The organism is Paenibacillus sp. 01L418, assembly GCF_056400045.1.
In genome coordinates, this window is the sequence record NZ_JBFTSN010000076.1 from 1 (window position 1) to 21604 (window position 21604).

Below are 21604 nucleotides of genomic sequence, written 5' to 3' on the forward strand. Positions count from 1 at the left end.
CTGCTGCTCACCGCCAGACAGCTCATTCAGCCTGTTCTTCATCCGGTGGCCAAGCCCAACCGCCTCCAGCAGCTCCATAGCCCGTGCCTGCCGGCGCTTGCCGCGAAGCAGCATCGGAAGCTCCACATTAGCAAGCGCCGTTAAATAAGGAATAAGATTACGCGCATTGTTCTGCCATACAAAACCGACTGTATCCCGCTTATAGGCTACCAGTTCCTTTTCTCCGAACTTCAGCAGGTCTTTGCCGTCCACATAAAGTTTGCCGGCCGACGGCTTGTCAAGTCCCCCCAGCATGTTCAGGAGCGTCGACTTGCCGCTGCCTGAATTGCCGATAATCGCCATTAGCTCGCCGGCCTCGACCTGTAGATCCAGACCTTGCAGAGCGAACACCTCAAGATCCGCCATTTTGTAAATTTTGACGAGTCCTTCACTTCTAATCATCCTTTACTCCTCTCCAAGCTTGAGTGCTTGTGCAATCCGGATTCTCGACAAGCGGTAACCGAGAATAAGCAAACCCAGGGTCAGCGTAATGCCGACGATGCTGTACAGCTGCAAATAATCACTGAGCTGCTGAATCATTTCAAAAGGAGGCACTTGATCCTTCGTTGCGAAGGACATCTCGAAGAGCGGTACGAATAGCTCGCTTATCGAATTGCCGATGAAAGCACCCAGAACAACTGCCGCTCCCGAAGTCAGCAATTGCTCGCTGACGAGCATGCCGATAATTTGTCCGAACCGAATACCCATTGCCCCGAGCACGCCGTATTGAAGTGTTCTGCCTGACAGCGTAAGCACCCAGAACAGCAAGAAGCCGAAAAAGCTGATGAGCATGGAGATAACGAATCCGAGTGTCATAACGCCATTGATTGCGAGTCTGAACGGATCGTTTTTCGATTCAATCAGCTCTTGCGTGGCATCCTGAAGCTGGATGATTCGCAGCTTCTTCTCTGCCAGTTGGTCGTAGACGAATTGGCTTGTAACGCCATCCTTCAGTTTCAGCCATACTTCGTATGGCTCTACAGCAAGTCTCTTCTGAATTGTTCCGAGATGGCCTACGATCAAGTTGGGCTGAACCGCTTTTTCATTATCCTTGCTGCCCGTAGGAAGCGGATTCCAGCTTGGCCAGTAGTCGATAATGCCATAGACGATGAATTGCGCCTGATCGAGCCCGTCCCAGGACAAGCTGATGGTGTCGCCTGGCTTTACTTTTGCCTTCTTCGCGATTGAACGAGAGATCAGTACCGCCTTCGTATTAGGCGCGAGGAGATTAAGGTAGCCGTTAATGGGATAGTCAAGCAGCCCATCCTTCATCCATGTCGTCTGGCCGAAGTTCATCGTGTCGATGCCAAAGAGCGTCGTCGCTCCGCTTGCCCCGCTGGCAGGCGTGACGAAGCGCGCATTCTCTTTCTTAAATACTTTAGCGCTCGCCTCAATGCCTTCCAGCTCTTCGAACGGCTGAAACGGCGGCTCGATGTAATTTACCCGGCTCGAGCTGGACGGTGTCGGTTCGGTCAGTGTTTGAGAGGCCGACGACATATAGGTTGAGGGACGCGCATCGCTTTCCCAGCGGGTCATAATCGACATATCCGCTCCGATGGCGTACTGAATCTTGCTCTCCATGTTGTCGTTTATGGTTCGGGCCGCATTCGCGCTAAAGAGTCCTGTCGCAACGGTCATGATCAGAAACAGCTTGATCGTCTGATATTGACCGGACGATCGGCTAATCTGTATTAGCGTGTTGTACAGCGCTGGCGACCACCATCTGCGGCCTGCCCAATAGATTAGACGTATGAACCACGGATAAACCCGCAGCAGCAGCAAGCCGCCCCCGAGAGCAAAAAGCGAAGGCATCAGAAACAGCATCGGATCGAGCTGGAAAGCATCCGAATCAAGCCCTAACCGCTGCAAATCCTCCTGCCGTTTGTTGAAATTATAGAGCAAATACATAGCAACGCCGACGAGGATAAAATCAAGTCCGGTCTTATGCCAAAACGTCAGCTTGTTATGGCGGGCATTCTGCTGCTTATGACTGACGATACTGACTCTGGTTGCCATGAAAGCCGGTATGAGAGTCAAAACCAATGCGGCAGCTACCGCTGCACCCGACATCAAGTAAGCGCTGCTGGTCAGACTGACCTCAAGGGCCGAACGATCGACGAACTCTAGGAAACCGTTCGAGGCGCCTAATACTTTAGTGAACAGAATGCCGAGAAAAGGACCAACCGCAAGTGCGCTAACGCCAAGAAATAGGCTCTCGAACGTATAGGCCGTCATAATCTGCAGACGACTTGCCCCTCTGCTGCGCAGAACGGAAATCTCCGTCTTCTGCCGTTCAATAATGAGATTGGCCGCCATATAGAGATAGAAGGCGAGCATCAGCATGACCGGCGAATAAAGAGACAGCATCATGACATCAAGCTTCTCTTGTTTGCCTTGATAAGCATCCACTGTCGAAATGGCAGGAATGTTGACCTCGTCGACACCGATGCGACCACGGAAATATYGCCTGATGTCCTTGTCGGCCTGTACGAATGCATCAATCGAATCGATCGTTAACTTCTCGTAATCAAGCGCCACGCGCCAATCGAGGCTCGCGAGCTTCGTCTTGCCTCCAATGATAAAATCGCTCTCGAATTGATCGAATGGAATAATAAAACCATCGCTGTCCTCTGAAGCGAGATAAGGCAAATAAGGATCAGCAGTCGGATCCGTCTCCATGATCCCTACCGCGATAAAGCGGAACTTCATTTTGTCCGGCGCTTCCGCGATCAATTCATCCCCGAGATCACGCTTCGTCGCAATAAGGAACTTCTGCGTAACGAGAGCCTCGTAAATGCCGTCCGTGCGTACGGCTGGCATCACGCCGTCGATCAGGCGAACGCGCTTCTCAAGACCGGATAGCGACTTGATGCTGCCCGCCGCCTTTTGCGACTGCTTCTCCTGATCCGTAGCATCAGCTCCGTACACCTTCATTCGCTGCGTGAAGCGTTGTTGATAAGCGGATAAAGCTTCGAGTCCCGCTCTTCCCGGTATCGTTTGCACGAATCGGTCAGCCCGCCTGATGGCCTCTACTGTCTTCTCGTCCACGGTCGACGAGGATACTGTCGTTCCGATGCGGATATATCCCGGATACACGCCTTCTTGAAGCTGCACCGATTGAAGCTCCTTCTGCAGCGTCTGCTGCAATATGGCTTCGGAGTAAAGCGGCATGGAGCTGAACAAAGCCACGCACACAGTAAGGCCGATCCAAAGGTTCAACTGCAGCCACTTGTTGTTTGCCATCTTTCGAAGGATCATCGTCCATAAGGCCATACGTACACCCCATCCCAGCGCCGGATACATTGCTGTATCCGGTCTTCATTGTTAGTTAGTTGTTCAAGATGACCTTCTGGCCTTCCTCGAGTCCCTTAATGATTTCGGCCTCCGTCGGCGTTATCAGCCCCACCTCTACGTCAACCTCCTTGCGTCGCTCGCCTTCCGCCACCTGTACGTAATAGCGCCCCATGTAAGAACGAATGGCCGAGCGAGGCAGGATGATGACGTTCTCGCGCTTCTGAAGCTCGATCGTCAGCTCGGCGCTATCTCCGATTTGGATGCCTGCCGGGGCCTTATCCATGCTCATGTAGAGCGTTACAGCATTGCGCTCTGCTTTGGATCCGTCCGTTCCGATAGGCACAGTGGAAGGCGATTGCAGCACTTTGCCTGTATACGCCTTTCCCTTGTATTTCAAATTGACCGGCATTCCTGCTTCGACCGGCTGTACCTCCTTCATGTCTGCGGCAACATACGTAAGCTGAATGCGGGACGTATCCGCGATCGATACGATAGCCTGGTAGGCGTTCACAAAGTCGCCCGCGTTCAACGTCTCCACGAACGTCACCGTTCCCGATAGGGTCGCATAAAGACGTGATTTTGCAAGACGCTTCTCCATCGACTGAAGCGATATTCTCTCGCGTTCGAGATCGATTTCGCGCAAACGCAAGTCAGTGGTCGACGCGCCGTCAAGATATGCTTGCTTGAACAGCAGCTCTGCCCGTTCCACGTTAAGCTGTTGAAGGCTAGCCTGAAGCTCAAGATCACCGGTTTCCTGCTCCACGAGCAGATCGCCAGCGTGAACTTCCTGCCCGGCGCTTACCTTGATTGCTTTGAGCCGACCTCCCGATTCCTTGAATGACAAGTTCTCCGCGCTCGAGGAAACGAAATGAGCCGTTCCTTTCAGATATGTCTGAATCGATCCGCGGCTTGCTTCTACGATATCCAATTGCTCCTGCGCCGGCTGAACAAGCGGCGGCTGCAAAGCAGACTGCTCTGCAGGGAGAAGGCCGCATCCGGACAGCGCTAGCATCAATGCCAACGCCACTGCCGATCGGCGCACGCCTGAAAGCAGCAGTCCGCCTCCCTTATTCGATGTTCGTTTGCGATACAATTCTTCCATCCTCCAATGAAATGACATGATCGACAAGCTCCATAATGCCCGGGTCATGCGTGGTCAGAACGACCGTCATACCAGAACGATTAACGAGCTCCCGGAATACTCTCATCACTTGAAAGCCCATTCGGCTATCGAGCTCCGCCGTCGGCTCGTCCGCGATGAGCAGCACAGGCTCGTGGGCAATTGCCCTTGCGATCGCCACGCGCTGCTGCTCTCCTCCTGAGAGCTCGGCCGGCCGGTGCTTCATTCTTTCCTTCATCCCAACCTGCTCCAATGCCCGTTCCGCCGCCTCCCGATTGCCCTTAAACGGCGTGCCCGCAACGCGCAGGCCGAATTCCACGTTCTCGTATGCATTCATGAGCGGAATAAGTCCAAATGACTGGAAGACGAGGCCGATTTCTTTGCGCCTCAGAGCACTTCTCTCTTTTCCGGGCATACGCGTAATTTCTCTGTCTCGGAAAAACACTTGCCCTTCCGTTGGCTCGTCAAGCGCGCTGAGCATATTCAGCAAAGTCGTCTTGCCTGAACCGGACCTGCCCTTAAGCGCAACCATTGATCCGGCTGGTATAGCCAAATGAACATCCGATAACGCGGTGACGGCGCCACTGCCTCTACCGAATACACGCTTAAGGCCGACCGCMTTCAGAATCATCCCGCCGATTGCTTCTCCCGGCAATTCTAACTTCGCCAATACCGCTAACCTCCTCATTTTTCCCCGTTATTACTATTTATTTTAACGCTTTCATTTCTGTAGAAGTACCTGTTCATTTCTTGTTCGTTTACCCTATAAACGATAGCTTTGGTCTCGATTAACAACTAAAAAACAACAAATTGAACCCTAAATCGCAAGCTAAGGCCTCTTTTCAATTGAACTATATAAGTTGAACTAAAGTTTCTCGTTTTGGTCGCTGCGCGAGAAGATCATTCTTACAATCGAGGTTGTAACCAGATTTTTTGATTGACTAAGACATTTAAAGGTAAAAATCCGGCTACAAAGGCGAACACTGCGTTTCTCCAGAACGATCTTCTCGCTTCGCTTAAACTGTATTTCTTTAGTTCAACCAATATAGGAACTCCACTAACAACAAAACCTCTGCTTTACATCAAAGAAAAGACTCGCAGCGAAGAGGCTGCAAGTCTTTTTCTGTTCAAGGAAGATGAATCGATTTCATTAAGGGTAACCTTTTCAATTATTTAGAAAACTGCCATGCACGAAAGGTGAACAAATCCGTATCGGCCTTGCCTTTGAACACAAAATACAGATCGTGAATGCCTACGGCGCCTTCAACCACCGTATTTATTTCTGTCCAGCCTGTCGATCCGTCTGCCTGTGGAACAGCAAGCGTACCTATCAAATCGCCATCCGGACTGTCCAAACGAAGCTCTATGACGGCAGCCTCGCTTCCGCCTGCTATGAACGCCGAGAACGTAGAGGCGCCGGCGCCGAAGTCCACGCCTGACACAGCTGTCCAATCGCCGTTGTGAATAGCTCCGATTGCAACCTCTCCTACCGTCGTTCCGTTATCGTCCATCTTATGCGGCAACGCATCAATGCCTGCGCTCCAAGCAAGCGTTCCCGCCTCCACTCGCACGAACGGGTTAAGCTTATCGATCTGCGGTACGCCTTTCAAATCCGCTTCAATTTCTAGAATCGAGCCGTCCGCGCCGAAGCTCACTTTGTTCAAATGCGTCGATCGATAGCCTTTCGGTACACCCATCGCCTTTGATAATGTCTGCGCGTGATACGCAATGTACCATTCGTCCTGGAATTGGAACATCGCATGGTGATTATTGCCGCCCACGCCGAAGAAGTGGCCGGGATTTTTCAGAATGGTGCCTTGGTATGTCCACGGCCCCATGGGATGATCGCTTGTCATATAAGCGATTTCCCCTGCAGGCGGGCTTCCTTCTGGACGAGTGCCGCCGTAAAAATTCGAGCAGTATGTGTAATAATAAGTACCGCCTGCTTTATTGATGCCGGCATCCTCGAACATGAATGGCGCAGGAATGACAGCGGCTTCGCCGACGACGCTGATCATGTCGTCCCCTAGCTGCATAACGCGAGCCGTATCCGGCTTCTCCTCTTTGCCCTCTGGGATACCCCCGCCAAAGTAGATGTACGCCTTGCCGTCATCATCGACCAGCACCGCCGGATCGAACAGCCATGTCACGCCTTCTGCGGCCGGCGCCGATCTCGCAATTAACGGCTTGCCGATCGGATCGATCCAAGGTCCCGTCGGGCTGTCGCTCGTGAGCACGCCAATGCCACTGGCGTTATTCGCAAAGTAAAGGAAGAACTTATCCTTGCCGTCAATCACCTTATGCGCCGCTGCCGGCGCCCAGGATTGCGTCGCCCACTTCGCCTCCCCTTCGGGACCAGCGGCAACTACGAAACCATGATCCGTCCAGTTCATTAAGTCCGAGGAGGAAACGATCGACAGCCGCTTGATTGATCCGTAAGAGTTATCCTTCACCTCTCCAGCGGAGTCGTATTCTAGTACGTCGTAGGTATTGTAAATATAAACACGGCCATTATATACGAGAGCATAAGGATCTGCGCCGAATTTATGGGATACGATCGGATTGCCGTTCTGCGGAAGCTTCCCAACCGCGCTGGCAGGCGGCTCATAGCTCAGCTTCGAGGTTGCCTGGTTAACGTCATATGCCGTGTTATTATGATTGGACTCCAAGATTTCCAGACTGCTTACCTTCAATTCATCTTTCATTTTCACAATCAACTCCCGCTTTTGTTTTAATGTAATCGTAGCCAGCGCTTTGCTGCCGTCAAGATTCGTGAATGAAACCTTGGAACCGTCGTCATTGCTGATCCAAAGCTCCAGCCCTTCATCGGAAGGCTTTAAGGCGACATTTGCCGCCAAAACATTATTGAGGTTCAGAACGATCGAACCGACTTCGAATGCAACCGGAATGTGAAGCAAGGCGCGAATTTGTACAACCTCAGCCCCGATCGGGAAATCATCCATGAGTAAATCCACTTCATATGTGCTATCCCTCTTCTTGCTAAGCTCTACCGTCTCTTCCTTCAGATAAGCCGACAGCTTCACATCAGGCATCTGCTCCGATTCATTCCGGTTAGCCTGCAATTGGCTGAGAAGGAATATCGCTGTGGCGGTCACTGCAAGGGCGGCAATGATTCCAAAGCGCTTCTTGCTTGTCAAAAAGCTTTCACCTCTTTCCCTATTATTGAACATAGTAAGGTTAACCTCGGCAAGGAACAACCCGCCAAATTCTCAGTCATTACCCGTCTATTTCTAGTTGTTATGCAGATGAATCCGATCACGAAGCGAAATAGCAATTCGAGCAGCACCGCCAACTAACAGCCTTCGGTCTTATTGCAGGTTCCATTTATTTCGATATTCGGAAGGTGACATTTGCTCCAGCTTCTCGAATTGAGTGATGAAATAATCGGAATTGTTAAATCCGACACGCTCTGCCACCTCGTATATGCGAAAGTCCTTAATCCTCAACAATTTTTTCGCCTCTGTGATTCTAAGCTGCTGCAGGTATTCATTAAAGTACACACCGTATTTTTTTTTGAAAAGCTGTCCTAAATAAGCCGGATTCAAATAAAATTGACCAGCAATGATTTTCAAACTAATATTTTTACTGTAATTTTGGTCGATGTACGTTTTGATTTTGTGAATTCTCCCCTTCCCGTAGGTTCTGTATAGCATGTTGATCAAATCGCTTGCTTCGAAAACGAAAGCGTTAAGCAGCCGTTTGATCTCGTCTAACGTGACATTGTAATCATACCAATTAATAATTGCTTCAAAGGACGTCAGCTCGGTTTCATCACCTTCCATGCTTCTAATCGATATACAAATCAATAACACGCAGTGTACGATGCTTGTTTGAATCGCCTCGGGCGAGAAACGTTTCTCGCGAAATTCAGAAAATATCCGATTAACGACCAGTCTGATTTCATATGAATCATTCTCCTCGACTGCCTCTACCAACTTCCGACATAGGTCGCCGTCTAATTGTCCGTAAACTAATGTTGTTTCTTTCACTTCGCTATATGCAATGAAACAATCGGCGCTTCTGTAATACTTGCTAGTTACTGCTTTCTTGGCGCTTGCATACGATTCCTTGATCTTATCCAATTGCTTGACCGTTGTTCCCGCGTAGGCGCGATACGGAAGCCCACAGCGATCTTCGAGCCGCATTAATAAAAGCTCCATAAACGTCTTTATGCTTCCTCCAACGCCAGCAAGATACATTGAGGGAACGATCAACCCATAGGTTCTTCCGTGCTCGGATATAAACGGCTCTGACGCTCTTGGGACGATTTGCTGTATCGCATCCCGAATGTCTGCCCGAATTTTCTCCTTTAACGGAAACTTCCTTCCGCTCCAAGGATGAACGTTATTCAGCTCAATTAGCGTGTATGTAAACGCCTCTGATCCGATCGCCATTTCCAGCACTATGCTTTCCTCTTTCGCCTTCCCCGTCGATTCTCCCCTGATCAAAGTTTCGATCTGCTTCTGGTTCTTCAGCATGCGTTTACGCACTTGAAGCTGTTTTTTCCTCTCCAGCTTGTCGTGCAGCTTCACAAGTGCATAAACAAAGTCATCTTCGTCGATAGGCTTAAGCACATAATCCAATACGCCCAAACGAACGGCCTGCTGCGCATAACAGAAATCGGTATGCCTGCTTATAATAACGAACTCGGTATCGAGCTTCTCCTCCTCCGCAGCTTGGATTAAGGCAAGACCGTCGAGTACGGGCATTCGGATATCAGTGATGACAAGATCGGGTTTTTTGTCTCTAATCATGGCAAGCGCGTCCTTGCCATCAGCCGCTTCACCGATCACTTGATAACCGTTGCCCTCCCAATCTATCATTCCTATAAAGTCTTTGCGGAAAAATAGTTCGTCGTCGACAATAATAACGCTATGCATGAGGCAGCCCTCTCTCTTCGAAAATTGAAAAGTGCTATATTTTTTAAAGTAAACGCTATAATTCCTTAAGCATCGACCATGTTATGATAGGTTCAAAAAAATGTACTGTGGAGGTTGCGACAATGTCAGACTCAAACCAAGGTGCTTTCCATACAGGCAGCTACAGAAATCTATTCAAGGAACTTGGGTATTCCTTTCAGGAAATCGAAAGCAAGCTCGAGCAGGCTTGGAACGAGCTGTTCTATGGCAACCCTGAAATGCGCATCTATTACCCTTTGGGCGACGACAAAGGGTATCTTCTAGATACTGGCAATCTGGATGTACGCTCAGAAGGCATGTCTTACGGCATGATGATGGCGGTGCAAATGAACAAAAAAGATGAATTCGACAGACTATGGAACTATGCGAAGACGTTCATGCAGCATAAGGACGGGCGTTACAAGCATTACTTCGCGTGGCATTGCAAGCCGGACGGCTCTCGTATTTCGCAAGGTCCAGCACCCGACGGGGAAGAGTTTTTCGCCATGGCCTTAATTTTCGCCTCCAACCGCTGGGGTAACGGGCCAGTGCCGTTTGATTATTCCGAGCAAGCCAAAACAATTCTGCGCGCATGCATCCATCAGGGAGAGAACGGCGAAGGCGACCCGATGTGGGATCCAGCAACTAAGCTGATTAAATTCATTCCTGAATCGCCGTTTAGCGATCCCTCCTATCATCTCCCGCACTTCTATGAATTGTTCGCGATTCATGCCGATGAACAGGACAGGCCGTTCTGGAGAGATGCCGCAGAAGCGAGTCGCGCTTACCTGCATGCTGCCTGCCATCCGGAAACGGGACTCTCCCCCGAATACGCGAACTATGACGGAACGCCTGCGGTACCTCAGCGGCACGGCGACTTTCGGCATTTCTTCAGTGACGCTTACCGCGTAGCGGCGAATATCGGACTTGACTATGAATGGTTCCGCAAGGACCCATGGCAAATCGATCAGAGTAATCGCATCCAGGCGTTCTTCCGCAACATCGATGTTTCCGACTATCGTCGCTATACAATCGAAGGCAAACCATTTGATGAACCGGCGCTGCATCCGATCGGCCTTCTCGCCACGAATGCAATGGCTTCTCTCGCTGCGGACGGACCCGATGCCGCCTATTTTGTCCGCTTGTTCTGGGACACGCCCCTCCGTACCGGCGATCGACGCTATTACGATAATTGCCTGTATTTCTTCAGTCTGCTGGCATTAAGCGGCAACTACCGTATTTATTAAACAATTTCACAAGGTGAAACGGCTGTCGCCGTCATTTGGCGGCGTGGCTCGATTTATTCCGAGTCATATAAGACTTCGATTGCGATCCGCGGCATCGCTCGGCCTCTCGTTACATCAATTTATCGTCTTCAAGATACATCCACAACCTGACGAATCATATGTTTTTACCCTTCAAATTGTAGTACTGCAACAACGGGCTACGCGCAGAAACAATGAACAAGGCGAAAGGATAAGAGAAACCTTATCCTTTCGCCTTGTTCATTGGAATTCATCTATACGTTGAGTGAATCGCGATACTCTTGGGGCGTCATACCCGTCACCTTCTTGAAGAAACGCGTGAACGAATGAGCGGCTTCATACCCGACTGATACGGCAACCTCTCTTACCTTCAAATCGTTGTCATGCAGCAGTTCCTTCGCTTTTCTTGCTCTGCAGGTATCGATATATTCAGATAGATTAATGCCTCGTTCCTGCTTGAAGAAACGCGACAGATAGGATGGATTGAAGTAGTGGATTTCCGCAAGCCTTACCAAAGAAAGGTCCTCCCTCAGATGGTCGTCGATGTACTGGCAGATTCGGTCAATAACTTGCGAGGTTCTGTCCCGCTCATCGCTCTGCTTATATCGGAAAATCGCTTCCGCGGTTTGCTTCAAATACTCGAACCCCTCCTTCATCGAGGCATGGCAGTCCAGTCGCATCAGCTTCCCGTGATCATCAAGGCGGCTTTGCAGCCCCAGCTTGTTCAAGCACGAGTAGAGTATCAGAGCAACCGAATAATAAGCTTCGATGGATCGCTGTGCTTGCTCGTTGTGAAGCAGCGCCACTCTCGACAATTGCTCCCAATCAGAATAAAACTCTTCCGCGCGGCCAGCCTCCAAATGTGCAGCCATAATCTCTACTTTACGGCTCGGTACGAATGCTTCTTTCCCCGAAAATCCGTCCATATTCTCGTCATGATCCCTTAGAATCATGCAAATGCCAGTTCCGATCCTAAGCTGCTGCAGTCGGCGCAGTCTCTCATATTGCTGGGTGACGGCCGTCCAATCGCAGCTTGTTCCGCTTATTGTCAACGTGATTTCCAGTTTAAGAGAGGAGAGGCAGGCTTCTTGGATAAGCTCGAGTACCCCCTCGATATAACATGCGAAGTCGACGGCTGGTTTCCCACCGCTTTCACTTCCAGACTGTATGAACCACATAAGGTCACCATGCCGATCGACAATTCCGATGCTCTTCACATGGTCCTTCAGCAAGGAATCCCATATCGTCCTGGCCGAAGCAAGCAGCTTGCTCCTCTCCGTATACGTCATGCCGGACGGGTACGACAACCTAGCAAGCACGAGCATGACAGTTTTCGTTGGGTCCAGTCCGATATTCAAATGGCCGAATTCCTCCATGAGCTCCTTCTGCTCCGAACAGAGCGAATCGCTCTCATGCAGCAGTTGCCTCATATAATCGCCTTGCGCCATGAACTCGTATGCATACTTCTGCTCACGTGATTGCTCAAGCAACATGTTCTCGACCGTGCTTCGCTGAATATCGAGCAAGGCGCCCCGGACGGCTTCCGTCACTTTCGCATACCCTTCTGTCTTCAGCAAATAACGGACATCCGGCATTTGAAATGCCCGGTAAGCAAAATCGAATTCGCTATGTCCCGTAAGAAAAATGACCTTGCATCTCGGCCAATACGTCAATATTTCTTCCGACAACTCCAGTCCGTTCTTGCCCGGCATGGCGATATCAGTCATTACAATATCGATGCGCGTTCGCGACATCCATTCCAAAGCTTCCTTAGCCGAATACGCCTTGCAAACGTCCAATTGATCCGGAATGAGCTTGCTCAACACCTCATAAAGTCCGTCGGTTATAATTTCCTCGTCATCGACGATTAGCAGCCGGTGCATCCCCATCCGCCTCCTTTGAATTTATGCGTATTTCGACTCGCAAGCCACCTAACTCACTTCTTGATAGAAACAAGCCGCTACCTTCGCCATAGGTCAGTATAATCCGACGGTGGATATTAATGATCCCTGTCATTTCATGCGCTTCCCCGTTATTTGCCATTTGACCGTTCAAAGCGTCGACTAGAGCGTCATCGATCCGGCTTCCGTTGTCTTCGACGACAATCATGGACTCCTGCTCATTCCGTACAAAGAAGATGCGCAGAAAGCCCTCCTCCGACATTTTCTCAAGACTATGTTCATACGCGTTCTCGATAATCGGCTGAACGATAAGCCTTGGTACACGTATGCGCTCCATTTCCTTCGGCAGCTCGTCGAACTGTACGCTTATGCGTCTAGAAAACCTAAGCTTCTGGATCTCGGTATACATCCTTGCATGCTTGATTTCCTCCGAAAGGTAAACATTATCCTCCCCGTTGCGCGTAATAAATCTGAAATATTCGCCCAGCATATTTGTAAAAAGCTCGATACGATCCGTATCGCCCGTTTTGGCAAGCGAATTAAGGATAAAGAAGCTATTGTACAGGAAATGCGGGTTAATCTGTGACTGCAGCTGCTTCAGCTCAGCCTTCTGCATCATCAGCTTCTGCTTAAAATCCTGATCGATCAGCGTCTGCAATTTGTTCAGCATGTGATTAAAACGATCATATAAATAACCGAACTCGTCCTTCTTCTCGTGATCGATCTGAATATCCAGCGTGCCGCCTTCCATTCTGCGGAAGCTCTGAACAAGCAGCAGCAGCGGCCGATGAACGAGCCTATACGTCGAGAGGGAATAAACAACTATAGCGAGAATCGACGTGCCCGTGAACAGCCAAGCCCATAGATTAAACTTATTAAGCGGCCTTTTGACCGTCTCCTCCGGCAAATACGTGACGACCGAAAGCCCTAATTCCGGTGAATTGGCTTTGTCGACATGATACGATTGTCCATTGACTTTCAATAGCAGGGAACTTTCTTTCGAAAGACGAGTTGTTTGCAAATATTTGTCCAAAATAACGCTAGAATTGTCGTTGCCAAGCAGCGTAAAATCCACCTGATCGGCGATCAAGAAAGAACCGCTCTCAGCATAAACGCTCAGTTGATTTAACGATTCCTTCAGCTTCGCCGTATCGAGCTCGATCTGCACGATATAAAGCGGCTCTTCCCCCTTCCTTCCCCCGAACTTGGAGGCGCTTAGGTGAAGTGAATCTCCCTGCCTGATGAGACGCTTCGCCCCGTTTCGTTCCGACACGGCACGGATTTGATCATACCTTCCTTGCTCGAGATCGTGAACGGCATTGCCGAATGAGAGCGTTTTGCCGATGGAGGGGATATGAACATATATATCCTTCATATAAGCGCTGCTGTTCTTAATGGAGGTCAGCCGATGAACCAAGTAGTCCATGCTCTCCTTCTTCTCGACGCTGTCCATCATATCCCACGTTACCGCGACTTTCGTAAGCTCTCCTTCCTGCAGCATATCGAATTGCTGAACCTCCAGCCATTCCACCTCGCGGTTCATGTCCTCAAGATACGATGACAGCTGCGCCAAGGTGTTTCTGGAAATGTCCTGGCTCGCGTTGGTGTAGCTCCAGTTATATAAATAAACGCCAAGTAAGATAATAGGCAAAATAACGACGAGATGCATGATAACAAGCCTTAAAAACAAAGCATGGCGCATGGAATTGACGGGTATCTTAAGCAATCTTACACAACTCCTCGCAAGCAGCTTTATCTATGGAGGGAACAAGTAATACTAAAGGAACGCCATGAGAGAACCTACTTCTTATCTAGGATGTACCGTCTTTCTTGGTATACCACTCGTTTACCTCAGCCGTCATCTGCGATCCGCCTAATCGATGCCATTCTTCGACGAAGCGGTCAAATTCCTCGATAGGCCGTCCGAGAATAATGTTCATATATGTTTTATGCTTCAAATCGTCCAATATGGATTGCTTCTCGATAATCGCTTGCGTCGGAACGCCGACGAACTTCTCGTAGAGCAGCTGATTGTTTTTTTCATAATCCCTGAAGATGGAGAACGCCCCCTTGGGCCCGTAAGTACGTTCCCACCCCCAGCCGGTTACGTTGTTTTTAGTCAAATACGCATCGATATTTTTTTTGATCGCTTTAGCCTCATCATGCAGCACCGCTTCGTCTCCCGTGGTCCGGAATTCATCCAGCTGCAGAAAAGCCTCGTAATTTTTGAGCAATGGGGCGGGAGTAAAGGGCGAGAGCTGCCATGCTGGATACGGAGTGCTGTAGTAGGTTTCGTATTCCGCTGTAACGCCCCAATTTTTCTCTAGATGCAAATTGATCATTTTCACGATCGCTTCGGGGTGCTCTACCCCTTTTTTGACGGCTAGAAACTGCGTAGTCGCAAAGCGAAGCGGTACTTTGGGCTTCTGGCCGCTATCCGACACAATAGGGAATGGCTGCCAGTCCGCATCGGCATCCTTCTCGTAGCTTGCTTGAACCAAGAATGAACCCCATTGCTCTCCGAACATCATGCCGATTTTCCCTTCCGAGATCATCGCCTTCTCTTTACGGCCGTCCTTTAACGCAAATTCCGGATCAATTTGTCCATCGCGGTACATCTGCTGAAGAACGGCTAGCGCCTTTTTCACTTCCGGCTGAACGGCTCCATTCATAAGCTTGCCCGTATCATCCTCCAGCCAAATGTTTGGGTAAGCGCCGTAACCGGCCATAAAATCCAAAGCCCCCATAACGGGATCCCACAAATATTGCGTGAGCGCCAGCCCGTACGTGTCGTTTTTGCCGTTTCCGTCGGGATCGTTTTCTGTAAACGCTTTCGAAATTGCGAGCAAATCATTCAACGTCTCTGGCGGCTTTAAATCGAGCCGCTTCAGCCAATCGGTCCGTATCCATAAGTATTGGGCTCCTTCGATCGATGCCGACGTTTCTGGTATCGCCATCAGCTTCCCGTCAATCGTTGCCGCCTCAAACGGCCCCGTCCCTTCCTGGTTCAGCACATCCTTGGTGAACGGCGCTGCATACTGCTCGTACACGCTGGTTAAATCCTGCATGAGTCCTTCGTTTGCCAATTGCCGCAACTGCTGCGCATTCACTCTGACGATATCGGGTATGTTGCCCGATGCTAACGCAGATCCTAATTTTTGTTGATAGAGATCCCTTTTGGCAGTCCATTCGTACTTAACACGAATGCCAAGCACATCCTCGTAGAGCTGGCTCCACCGATTGTTATCGAGTGTCTCCCCCGGAAAATTGGCTATCAAATCCGTAAAATCTTCGTCTATTTCCCGTACGAGCGAAATTTCGATCGGAGGATTATATTTGGTTAAGCCTAAATCCGAATACATCGATTGTTCCGTAACTTCGGTATCAGGCTTCTCTGCTGCTTCCTTATTTTCTTCGCACGCCGTAAGCGTCTGCATAAACATGAATACGGCGAGCATAAGCGCAGCCTTATTCCATATTCGCTTCCGCAAGATGACAACCCCATTTCTCGACAACGAATTAATCATGCATGTTTATTATTCTCCATGATTGATCACCAAAAAATCAAGAGCCAATCCTTTATAATGTTACCCAATCTTTACTTGATGAAAAAAACGAGGCACAAGTCGGAACCCGATTGCCGATAGCATGCAAAAAACACGCCGGTTCTGGCGTGTTTTCATGTAGGCCTATTATTCCTCTCCCAGCTTAAGCGCTTGGCTAATTCGCGTACGCGACAACCGGTAGACGAGAATCGACAAGCCGATGCCAATCGTGAGCCCAACGATGCCATAGAGCTGCACATAATCTCCAAGCTTGCGCACGATTTGGAACGGCGGCACTTGCTCCGTTGTTGCGAAAGACATTTCGAACAGCGGAACGTATAGATCGCTCGTCAAGTTGCCGATATAGACGCCTATAATGATTGCGGCTCCCGAGGTGAGCGCCTGCTCGCTGACAAGCATGCTGAATACCTGGTGGAACGGAATGCCCATTGCCTGCAGCACTCCGTATTGAAGCGTGCGTCCGGATAAGGTCAGTACCCAGAAGATCAAGAAGCCGAAGAAGCAGATGAGCATCGCAACGGCAAAACCAAGCGTCATAACGCCGTTCATTGCCATCCGCAGCGGAGCGTTCGCGGACTGTATCAATTCCTGCTTTGCGTCACGGACACTCACAAGCGGAATTCCTTTCTCCGCAAGCTGATCGTAGATATGCGAGCTGGAAATGCCGGCCTTCAGCTTATACCATACCTCGTATGGCTCGAATCCAATCCGATTCTGAATTGTACCCAGATGTCCAACGATCAGATGAGGTTTCTCCGTCTTCATGTCTCCGAACGATCTTTCGGAAGGTAGAGGATTCCATGTCGGCCAATAGTCGATAATGCCATATACAGTAAACAGGGCTTGGGTTTGTCCCTGCCAATAAACCCGAATACTATCGCCCGGCTTTACGCCGTGCTCCTCGGCAATGGAACGAGAGACGAGCACCGCCTTCGGGTCTGGCGCAATAAGATTAAGATAGTAGTTAATGTGAGAATCAAGCAATCCGTCTTTCATCCAGACCGTCTTGCCGTAATCCAACGTGTCGATGCCGATTATCGTCATAACGCCTGAGCTCTTGTTTTTCGTTTCTACGAAAAACGCGTCTTCCTTCCTGAACACTTTGGCTGCCGATTCCACGCCATCCAGCTCTCTCATCGGCTGGATGGGCGGCTCAATATATTGGATTTGCTTCGAATTCGGTGCCAGACTTGYTTGACCTCCGGAATCGGACTCGTAGGTTTCCCACTTGGCCTTCACCGTGATATCCGCGCCGATAGCATATTGGATTTTACTTTCCATATTATCGTTAATTGTCCGCGCTGCATTGGCACTGAACAACCCTGTCGCTACAGTCATAATTAGAAACACCTTGATCGTCAAATATTGGTCGGATGAGCGACTGATCTGCACAAGCGAATGGTAAAGTGACGGCGGCCACCATCTGCGACCAGCCCAATATAAGAACCGAATGAACCATGGATAGACGCGAAGCGCCAATAGCCCCCCGCCAAGCGCGAACATTGCGGGCATGAAGAACAACAGAGGATCAACCTGCAAGGCATTGGCATCGAGCGCAAGCCGCTGCAAATCGTCCATTCGTTTATTAAAGTTAATCAGTAAATAGATGGCCAATCCGACCAAAATAATATCAATTCCGCTCTTGTACCAGAACGAGAGCTTAGCTCCTCGAGCCATCTCCTGCTTGTGGCTAACGATGCTGACGCGAGTAGCCATAAATGCCGGAATCAGGATCAGCAGAAGCGCCGCACCAACGGCAACCGCTCCAATCTTGTAAGAATTGCTGCTCAAGCTGACCTCAAGCGCCGAACGCTGGACGAACTCCAGAAAGCCGCTGGAAGCGCCCAGCAATTGTGTAAATTTCACGCCAAGAAACGGTCCGATCGCAAGTGCACTGAGGCCAAGAAGCAAGCCTTCTACGGTATAAGCCGTCATCAGCTGCGTACGGCTTGCTCCTCGGCTGCGCAGCACGGATATCTCCGTCTTCTGCTGATTAATAATCAGGTTTGCAACCATATATAAATAGAAGGAGAGCATTAGCATGACGGGCGTATACAACGCCAACATCATAACGGTCAGTTGACTCTCCGTCGCATGATATGATGCCGCTGTCGGCGTTGCCGGAATTTCGACCTCGGCAATGCCGATATAACCTTGGAAAAAACGTCGAATCTCGGTATCCGCCTTAACGAGCTGATCGATAAACTCAACGTTCAACTGCTCATATTCCATAGCATAACGCCATTCTAGGAAAGCGATTGCCGCTTTACCTCCTTGTACAAACTCGCGCTCGAACGTCTCGAATGGAATCATGAATCCGTCAACGACCTCTTCTGCAACAAAAGGCAAATATGGCTCCGCATTCGGATCGGTTACAATAAGTCCAACAGGGATTACACGGAAGCGTGCACGATCCCCTGTCATTACTTCGGCGATCAGTTCTTCTCCGAGCTCCCTCTTCGTCGACAGCAAGAAGGGTTCTGTAACGAGCGCCTCGTAGACGCCGTCCGTTCGATCGACGGGCATCCGTCCCTCAATAAGAAGAACCCGATGTTCCATGTCCGTCAGCGTCCTAAAGCCGCCTGTCGCATTCAGCACTTTCTTCTCTTGCTCCGACGCGTCCGCCCCGTATATTTTCATTTTTGATGTAAATCTTTGTTGGTAGAACGCTCTTGCTTCCATTCCCAACCGCTCGGGTATCGATTGTACGAATTGATCGGCCTCGGCGATCTGGCTTCTCGTCTTCTCGTCCGTCGTCTTGGAGGAGACGGTCGTACTAATTCCTACATATCCAGGAAATACAGCTTCCCTCTCTTGAAGCTGCTGGAGCTCCCTCAGCAACGTCCGCTGCAGGATGGCATCAGAATAAAGGGGCATCGAGCAGAATAGAGCCACACATACAGTCAGACCGAACCACAAGTTCAGCTGCAGCCACTTATTATTCACCATCTTGCGGAGAATCATCGTCCATAATGCCATATATACACCCCCGTCCTTGATATGAAGTTCATAGCAGGTTGGTTTGAAACCTAGATTATCGGTAAGCCAATGACTGCAATTCGAACATTCGGCAATATTCCCCTTGTAAGCTTAGCAATTGTTCATGTGAGCCTTGCTCGACTAGTGTGCCATTCTTCATGACTAGAATATGATCCGCCATTCGGCAGCTTCCGATTCGATGAGAGATGAGCAGCGTAATGCGGCCTTCGGCCAGCTCCGTGAATCGCTTGAACAACTCCGCTTCAGCCATCGGGTCCATGGATGCTGTAGGCTCGTCAAGTACCATAATTGCAGAATCTCGCATAAACGACCTTGCGAGGGCAAGCTTCTGCCACTGGCCTACGGACAGCTCGTGCCCCCCATCAAAAATCGGGCCGAGCAACGTATCCATACCGTCCGGAAGCCCTCGTACAACGTCCGCGGCACCGGACCGCGCGGCAGCCGCCTCAATTGCGGCCAAGTCTTCCATCCGGCCTACATCGCCGAACCCAATATTCTCCTTCACGGATACTTGGTACCTTAGAAAATCCTGGAATACCGCTCCAGTACGGTCGCGAAATGTGTTAACGTCCAGCTCCATCAAGTCAACGCCGTCGTATTTTATAGAGCCCGAATATTCACGGTAAAGTCCAATCAGACAATTAACGAGCGTGCTCTTGCCCGCGCCATTCTCCCCTACAATCGCTACTGTCTGATTCGGTTTGATTCGGAACGAAATATCGTTAAGCACGGGCTTCAGGCTGGTTGGATAGGCAAAAGTCAAATGATCAACGGTAATGCCTTCCGCAATGGGGCTGTTTAGCACATGCCGTCCCTGCCCGTTCTCTTCCTCCTCCGAATCCAAAAAGTCGTAATACTCGTTCATGACGAGCGTTTCCTCGTAGATGGACGACAAGTTCTGAGCAATCATGCGCATTGAAGCTTGAGTCGTGGCCAGCACTTGCGCGATTGCGACATAAGCCCCGAGYGATAGCTGCTGTGAATAACATACCCAGACCGCATAACAGGAGAATAAAAAGGCAAGCACTCCGTTCAGACCTTCAATTCCTATTCGCATCTTTTGCGATCGAAGCTCGACCTTCTTCTGCTCGCCAGCATTTTTCCAGAAATATCCGCCCCAATAGTGTAGCAGCTTATTAGCGTGTCGATACAATCTGACCTCCTTAGAGGACTGACGGTTGGTCATCAGATCGAAGAAGTAGAACAGGCGCCGCGAGAACGGCGTCTGCACACGCATCAGCCAATACTTCCATTCACCGATTCTCATATGTACAACAAGCGTCGGAACGACAACAAGCACCATTCCCAGCGACAATACAAAGCTGAAATGCCACAGCAGGGCGAAGAATGAAGCGACCGTGAGCAGCGATTGGCCAATGGAAAAAAACTGCTCGATCAGTTGAAAACCTCGAAAAGAGACGTTCATCTTAGCCCTTTGCAGTTGATCATAGTATTGTGGCTGCTCGAATCGAGACAGCGGAATACTCATTGATTTCCCCGCCAGCATCGTTTCCATTTTGAATTGCGTCTTCTGTTTCATCAGCATCGTCATGTATTGGGCTGCGGCATCCAAAAGCGCGCCAATCAGCAGCAGACCGCCGCTTGCCGCCAGCCACTTGACGGGCTCCGACATCTCGCCATCACGCGTGAGCAGTCCGGCGACCGCATCTGTTAATTCCTTCACGACCAATACCTGCATAGCCGGAATGAATGCGCTCACAACTCGCATAACGAGAAGCAGCAGCACGAGTGGCGCCGATAAACGCCACACGAGCATCAATGAACGCCCCAGTATGGCTATTATGCTACGAATCCCGATGTTCGGTCTCTGAGTTTGATTTGTCATATTCATCTTCTCCATTGCACGCATAGGATTCCGGCTGCTCAAGGTGATGCCATAAAGTCAGTTCAAGCATGAGACGCCTCCTTTTTATCTTTCACAGTTTCATAACACTTCGAAAAGTTGTTTCGCGTATGCAATTTCATTTCAACTCCAGCTCTAACTCTAAAGCATAATGGTGCAGGGATTCACGAATCGGCAGGCCATTATGAATGGCAGCTAACCGATTAGGACTGCTCCATTGCTCAAAGTATGGCATGGAAAATGCCTCATGCATGAAGAGCGCTGCCGGAACGGAACGTTTCATTTCATGTATAATTAACGTTTTCCTCTCAGCGCTGGCTGTTACTGCTAAGGGCCTCATATTCGCTTGCAGCGTATAATCCGATATGTCCGAATAAATGGTGTCTTTATCCTCCATTAAATAACGCAGCAGCTTTAATGCCAGCTCCTTATTCTTCGACCGTGAGGCAAGAGATAGGCCCGATACATGAGCGGGATTAATGCCCCCATCTCCCGTAGGAAGCCCAGCAATGCCAATCAGATCATTGCGCTGGGATATTGCCTCGTAATTATTCGGGTCGCCAACAGTCGCATATTCGACTGCAAGCGCAATCTCGCCGTCTAATAAATCAAAGGGCATAGCCGGCGGAATAGTGC

At 49.9% G+C, this 21604-nt stretch carries 13 protein-coding genes; 1 reads left to right on the forward strand and 12 read right to left on the reverse strand.

What is annotated here, in order from left to right:
- The 6 genes from AC1DSE_RS12545 to AC1DSE_RS12570 all read right to left on the reverse strand — a co-directional run.
- Positions 1-441, reverse strand: a 441-nt coding sequence (locus AC1DSE_RS12545; RefSeq protein ID WP_477527734.1) for an ABC transporter ATP-binding protein, incomplete at its 3' end; no start/stop codon positions are given.
- Between the two features lie 3 nt (positions 442-444).
- Positions 445-3312, reverse strand: coding sequence for an ABC transporter permease (locus AC1DSE_RS12550; protein WP_477527735.1), 2868 nt, complete (start codon positions 3310-3312; stop codon positions 445-447).
- Positions 3313-3367: 55 nt separating this feature from the next.
- Positions 3368-4426, reverse strand: coding sequence for an efflux RND transporter periplasmic adaptor subunit (locus AC1DSE_RS12555; protein ID WP_477527736.1), 1059 nt, complete (start codon positions 4424-4426; stop codon positions 3368-3370).
- Positions 4401-5084, reverse strand: coding sequence for an ABC transporter ATP-binding protein (locus tag AC1DSE_RS12560; protein WP_477527739.1), 684 nt, complete (start codon positions 5082-5084; stop codon positions 4401-4403). Before AC1DSE_RS12560 ends, AC1DSE_RS12555 begins: the two co-directional genes overlap by 26 nt.
- A gap of 538 nt (positions 5085-5622) precedes the next feature.
- Positions 5623-7158, reverse strand: a complete 1536-nt coding sequence (locus AC1DSE_RS12565) for a glycoside hydrolase family 43 protein (protein WP_477509118.1) — start codon at positions 7156-7158, stop codon at positions 5623-5625.
- Positions 7159-7782: 624 nt separating this feature from the next.
- Complete coding sequence (locus tag AC1DSE_RS12570) at positions 7783-9354, reverse strand: response regulator transcription factor (RefSeq protein ID WP_441880483.1); 1572 nt, start codon at positions 9352-9354, stop codon at positions 7783-7785.
- A gap of 122 nt (positions 9355-9476) precedes the next feature.
- Between AC1DSE_RS12570 and AC1DSE_RS12575 the strand changes: the two genes are divergently transcribed.
- Positions 9477-10619: a family 8 glycosyl hydrolase gene (locus AC1DSE_RS12575; RefSeq protein ID WP_477508883.1), complete on the forward strand. Its 1143-nt coding sequence runs from the start codon at positions 9477-9479 to the stop codon at positions 10617-10619.
- A gap of 272 nt (positions 10620-10891) precedes the next feature.
- Here the strand turns inward: AC1DSE_RS12575 and AC1DSE_RS12580 are convergent, their stop codons facing one another.
- The 6 genes from AC1DSE_RS12580 to AC1DSE_RS12605 all read right to left on the reverse strand — a co-directional run.
- Positions 10892-12520 carry a helix-turn-helix domain-containing protein gene (locus AC1DSE_RS12580; RefSeq protein WP_477508884.1) on the reverse strand — a complete coding sequence of 543 codons (1629 nt, stop codon included), beginning with the start codon at positions 12518-12520 and terminating at the stop codon, positions 10892-10894.
- Entirely contained in the window at positions 12495-14264 is a 1770-nt protein-coding gene (locus AC1DSE_RS12585) for a sensor histidine kinase (RefSeq protein ID WP_477508885.1), read from the reverse strand. The genes AC1DSE_RS12580 and AC1DSE_RS12585 overlap by 26 nt, the downstream gene beginning before the upstream one ends.
- An 85-nt stretch (positions 14265-14349) precedes the next feature.
- Entirely contained in the window at positions 14350-16065 is a 1716-nt protein-coding gene (locus tag AC1DSE_RS12590; RefSeq protein WP_477508886.1) for an extracellular solute-binding protein, read from the reverse strand.
- A gap of 165 nt (positions 16066-16230) precedes the next feature.
- Positions 16231-19083 carry an ABC transporter permease gene (locus tag AC1DSE_RS12595; RefSeq protein WP_477527737.1) on the reverse strand — a complete coding sequence of 951 codons (2853 nt, stop codon included), beginning with the start codon at positions 19081-19083 and terminating at the stop codon, positions 16231-16233.
- A gap of 55 nt (positions 19084-19138) precedes the next feature.
- The gene (locus tag AC1DSE_RS12600; RefSeq protein WP_477508888.1) at positions 19139-20881 is read right to left on the reverse strand and encodes an ABC transporter ATP-binding protein; all 1743 of its coding nucleotides are present in this window, start codon (positions 20879-20881) and stop codon (positions 19139-19141) included.
- A gap of 205 nt (positions 20882-21086) precedes the next feature.
- A partial coding sequence (locus AC1DSE_RS12605) for a hypothetical protein (RefSeq protein WP_477527738.1) occupies positions 21087-21604 on the reverse strand: 518 nt, incomplete at its 5' end.

What these genes read in the sequence shown, in the direction of transcription:
- AC1DSE_RS12570 (WP_441880483.1), bottom strand. Translation starts at nt 9,354, where the DNA reads ATGCATAGCGTTATTATTGTCGACGACGAACTATTTTTCCGCAAAGAC.
- AC1DSE_RS12580 (WP_477508884.1), bottom strand. Translation starts at nt 12,520, where the DNA reads ATGCACCGGCTGCTAATCGTCGATGACGAGGAAATTATAACCGACGGA.
- AC1DSE_RS12575 (WP_477508883.1), top strand. Translation starts at nt 9,477, where the DNA reads ATGTCAGACTCAAACCAAGGTGCTTTCCATACAGGCAGCTACAGAAAT.
- AC1DSE_RS12590 (WP_477508886.1), bottom strand. Translation starts at nt 16,065, where the DNA reads ATGATTAATTCGTTGTCGAGAAATGGGGTTGTCATCTTGCGGAAGCGA.
- AC1DSE_RS12565 (WP_477509118.1), bottom strand. Translation starts at nt 7,158, where the DNA reads ATGAAAGATGAATTGAAGGTAAGCAGTCTGGAAATCTTGGAGTCCAAT.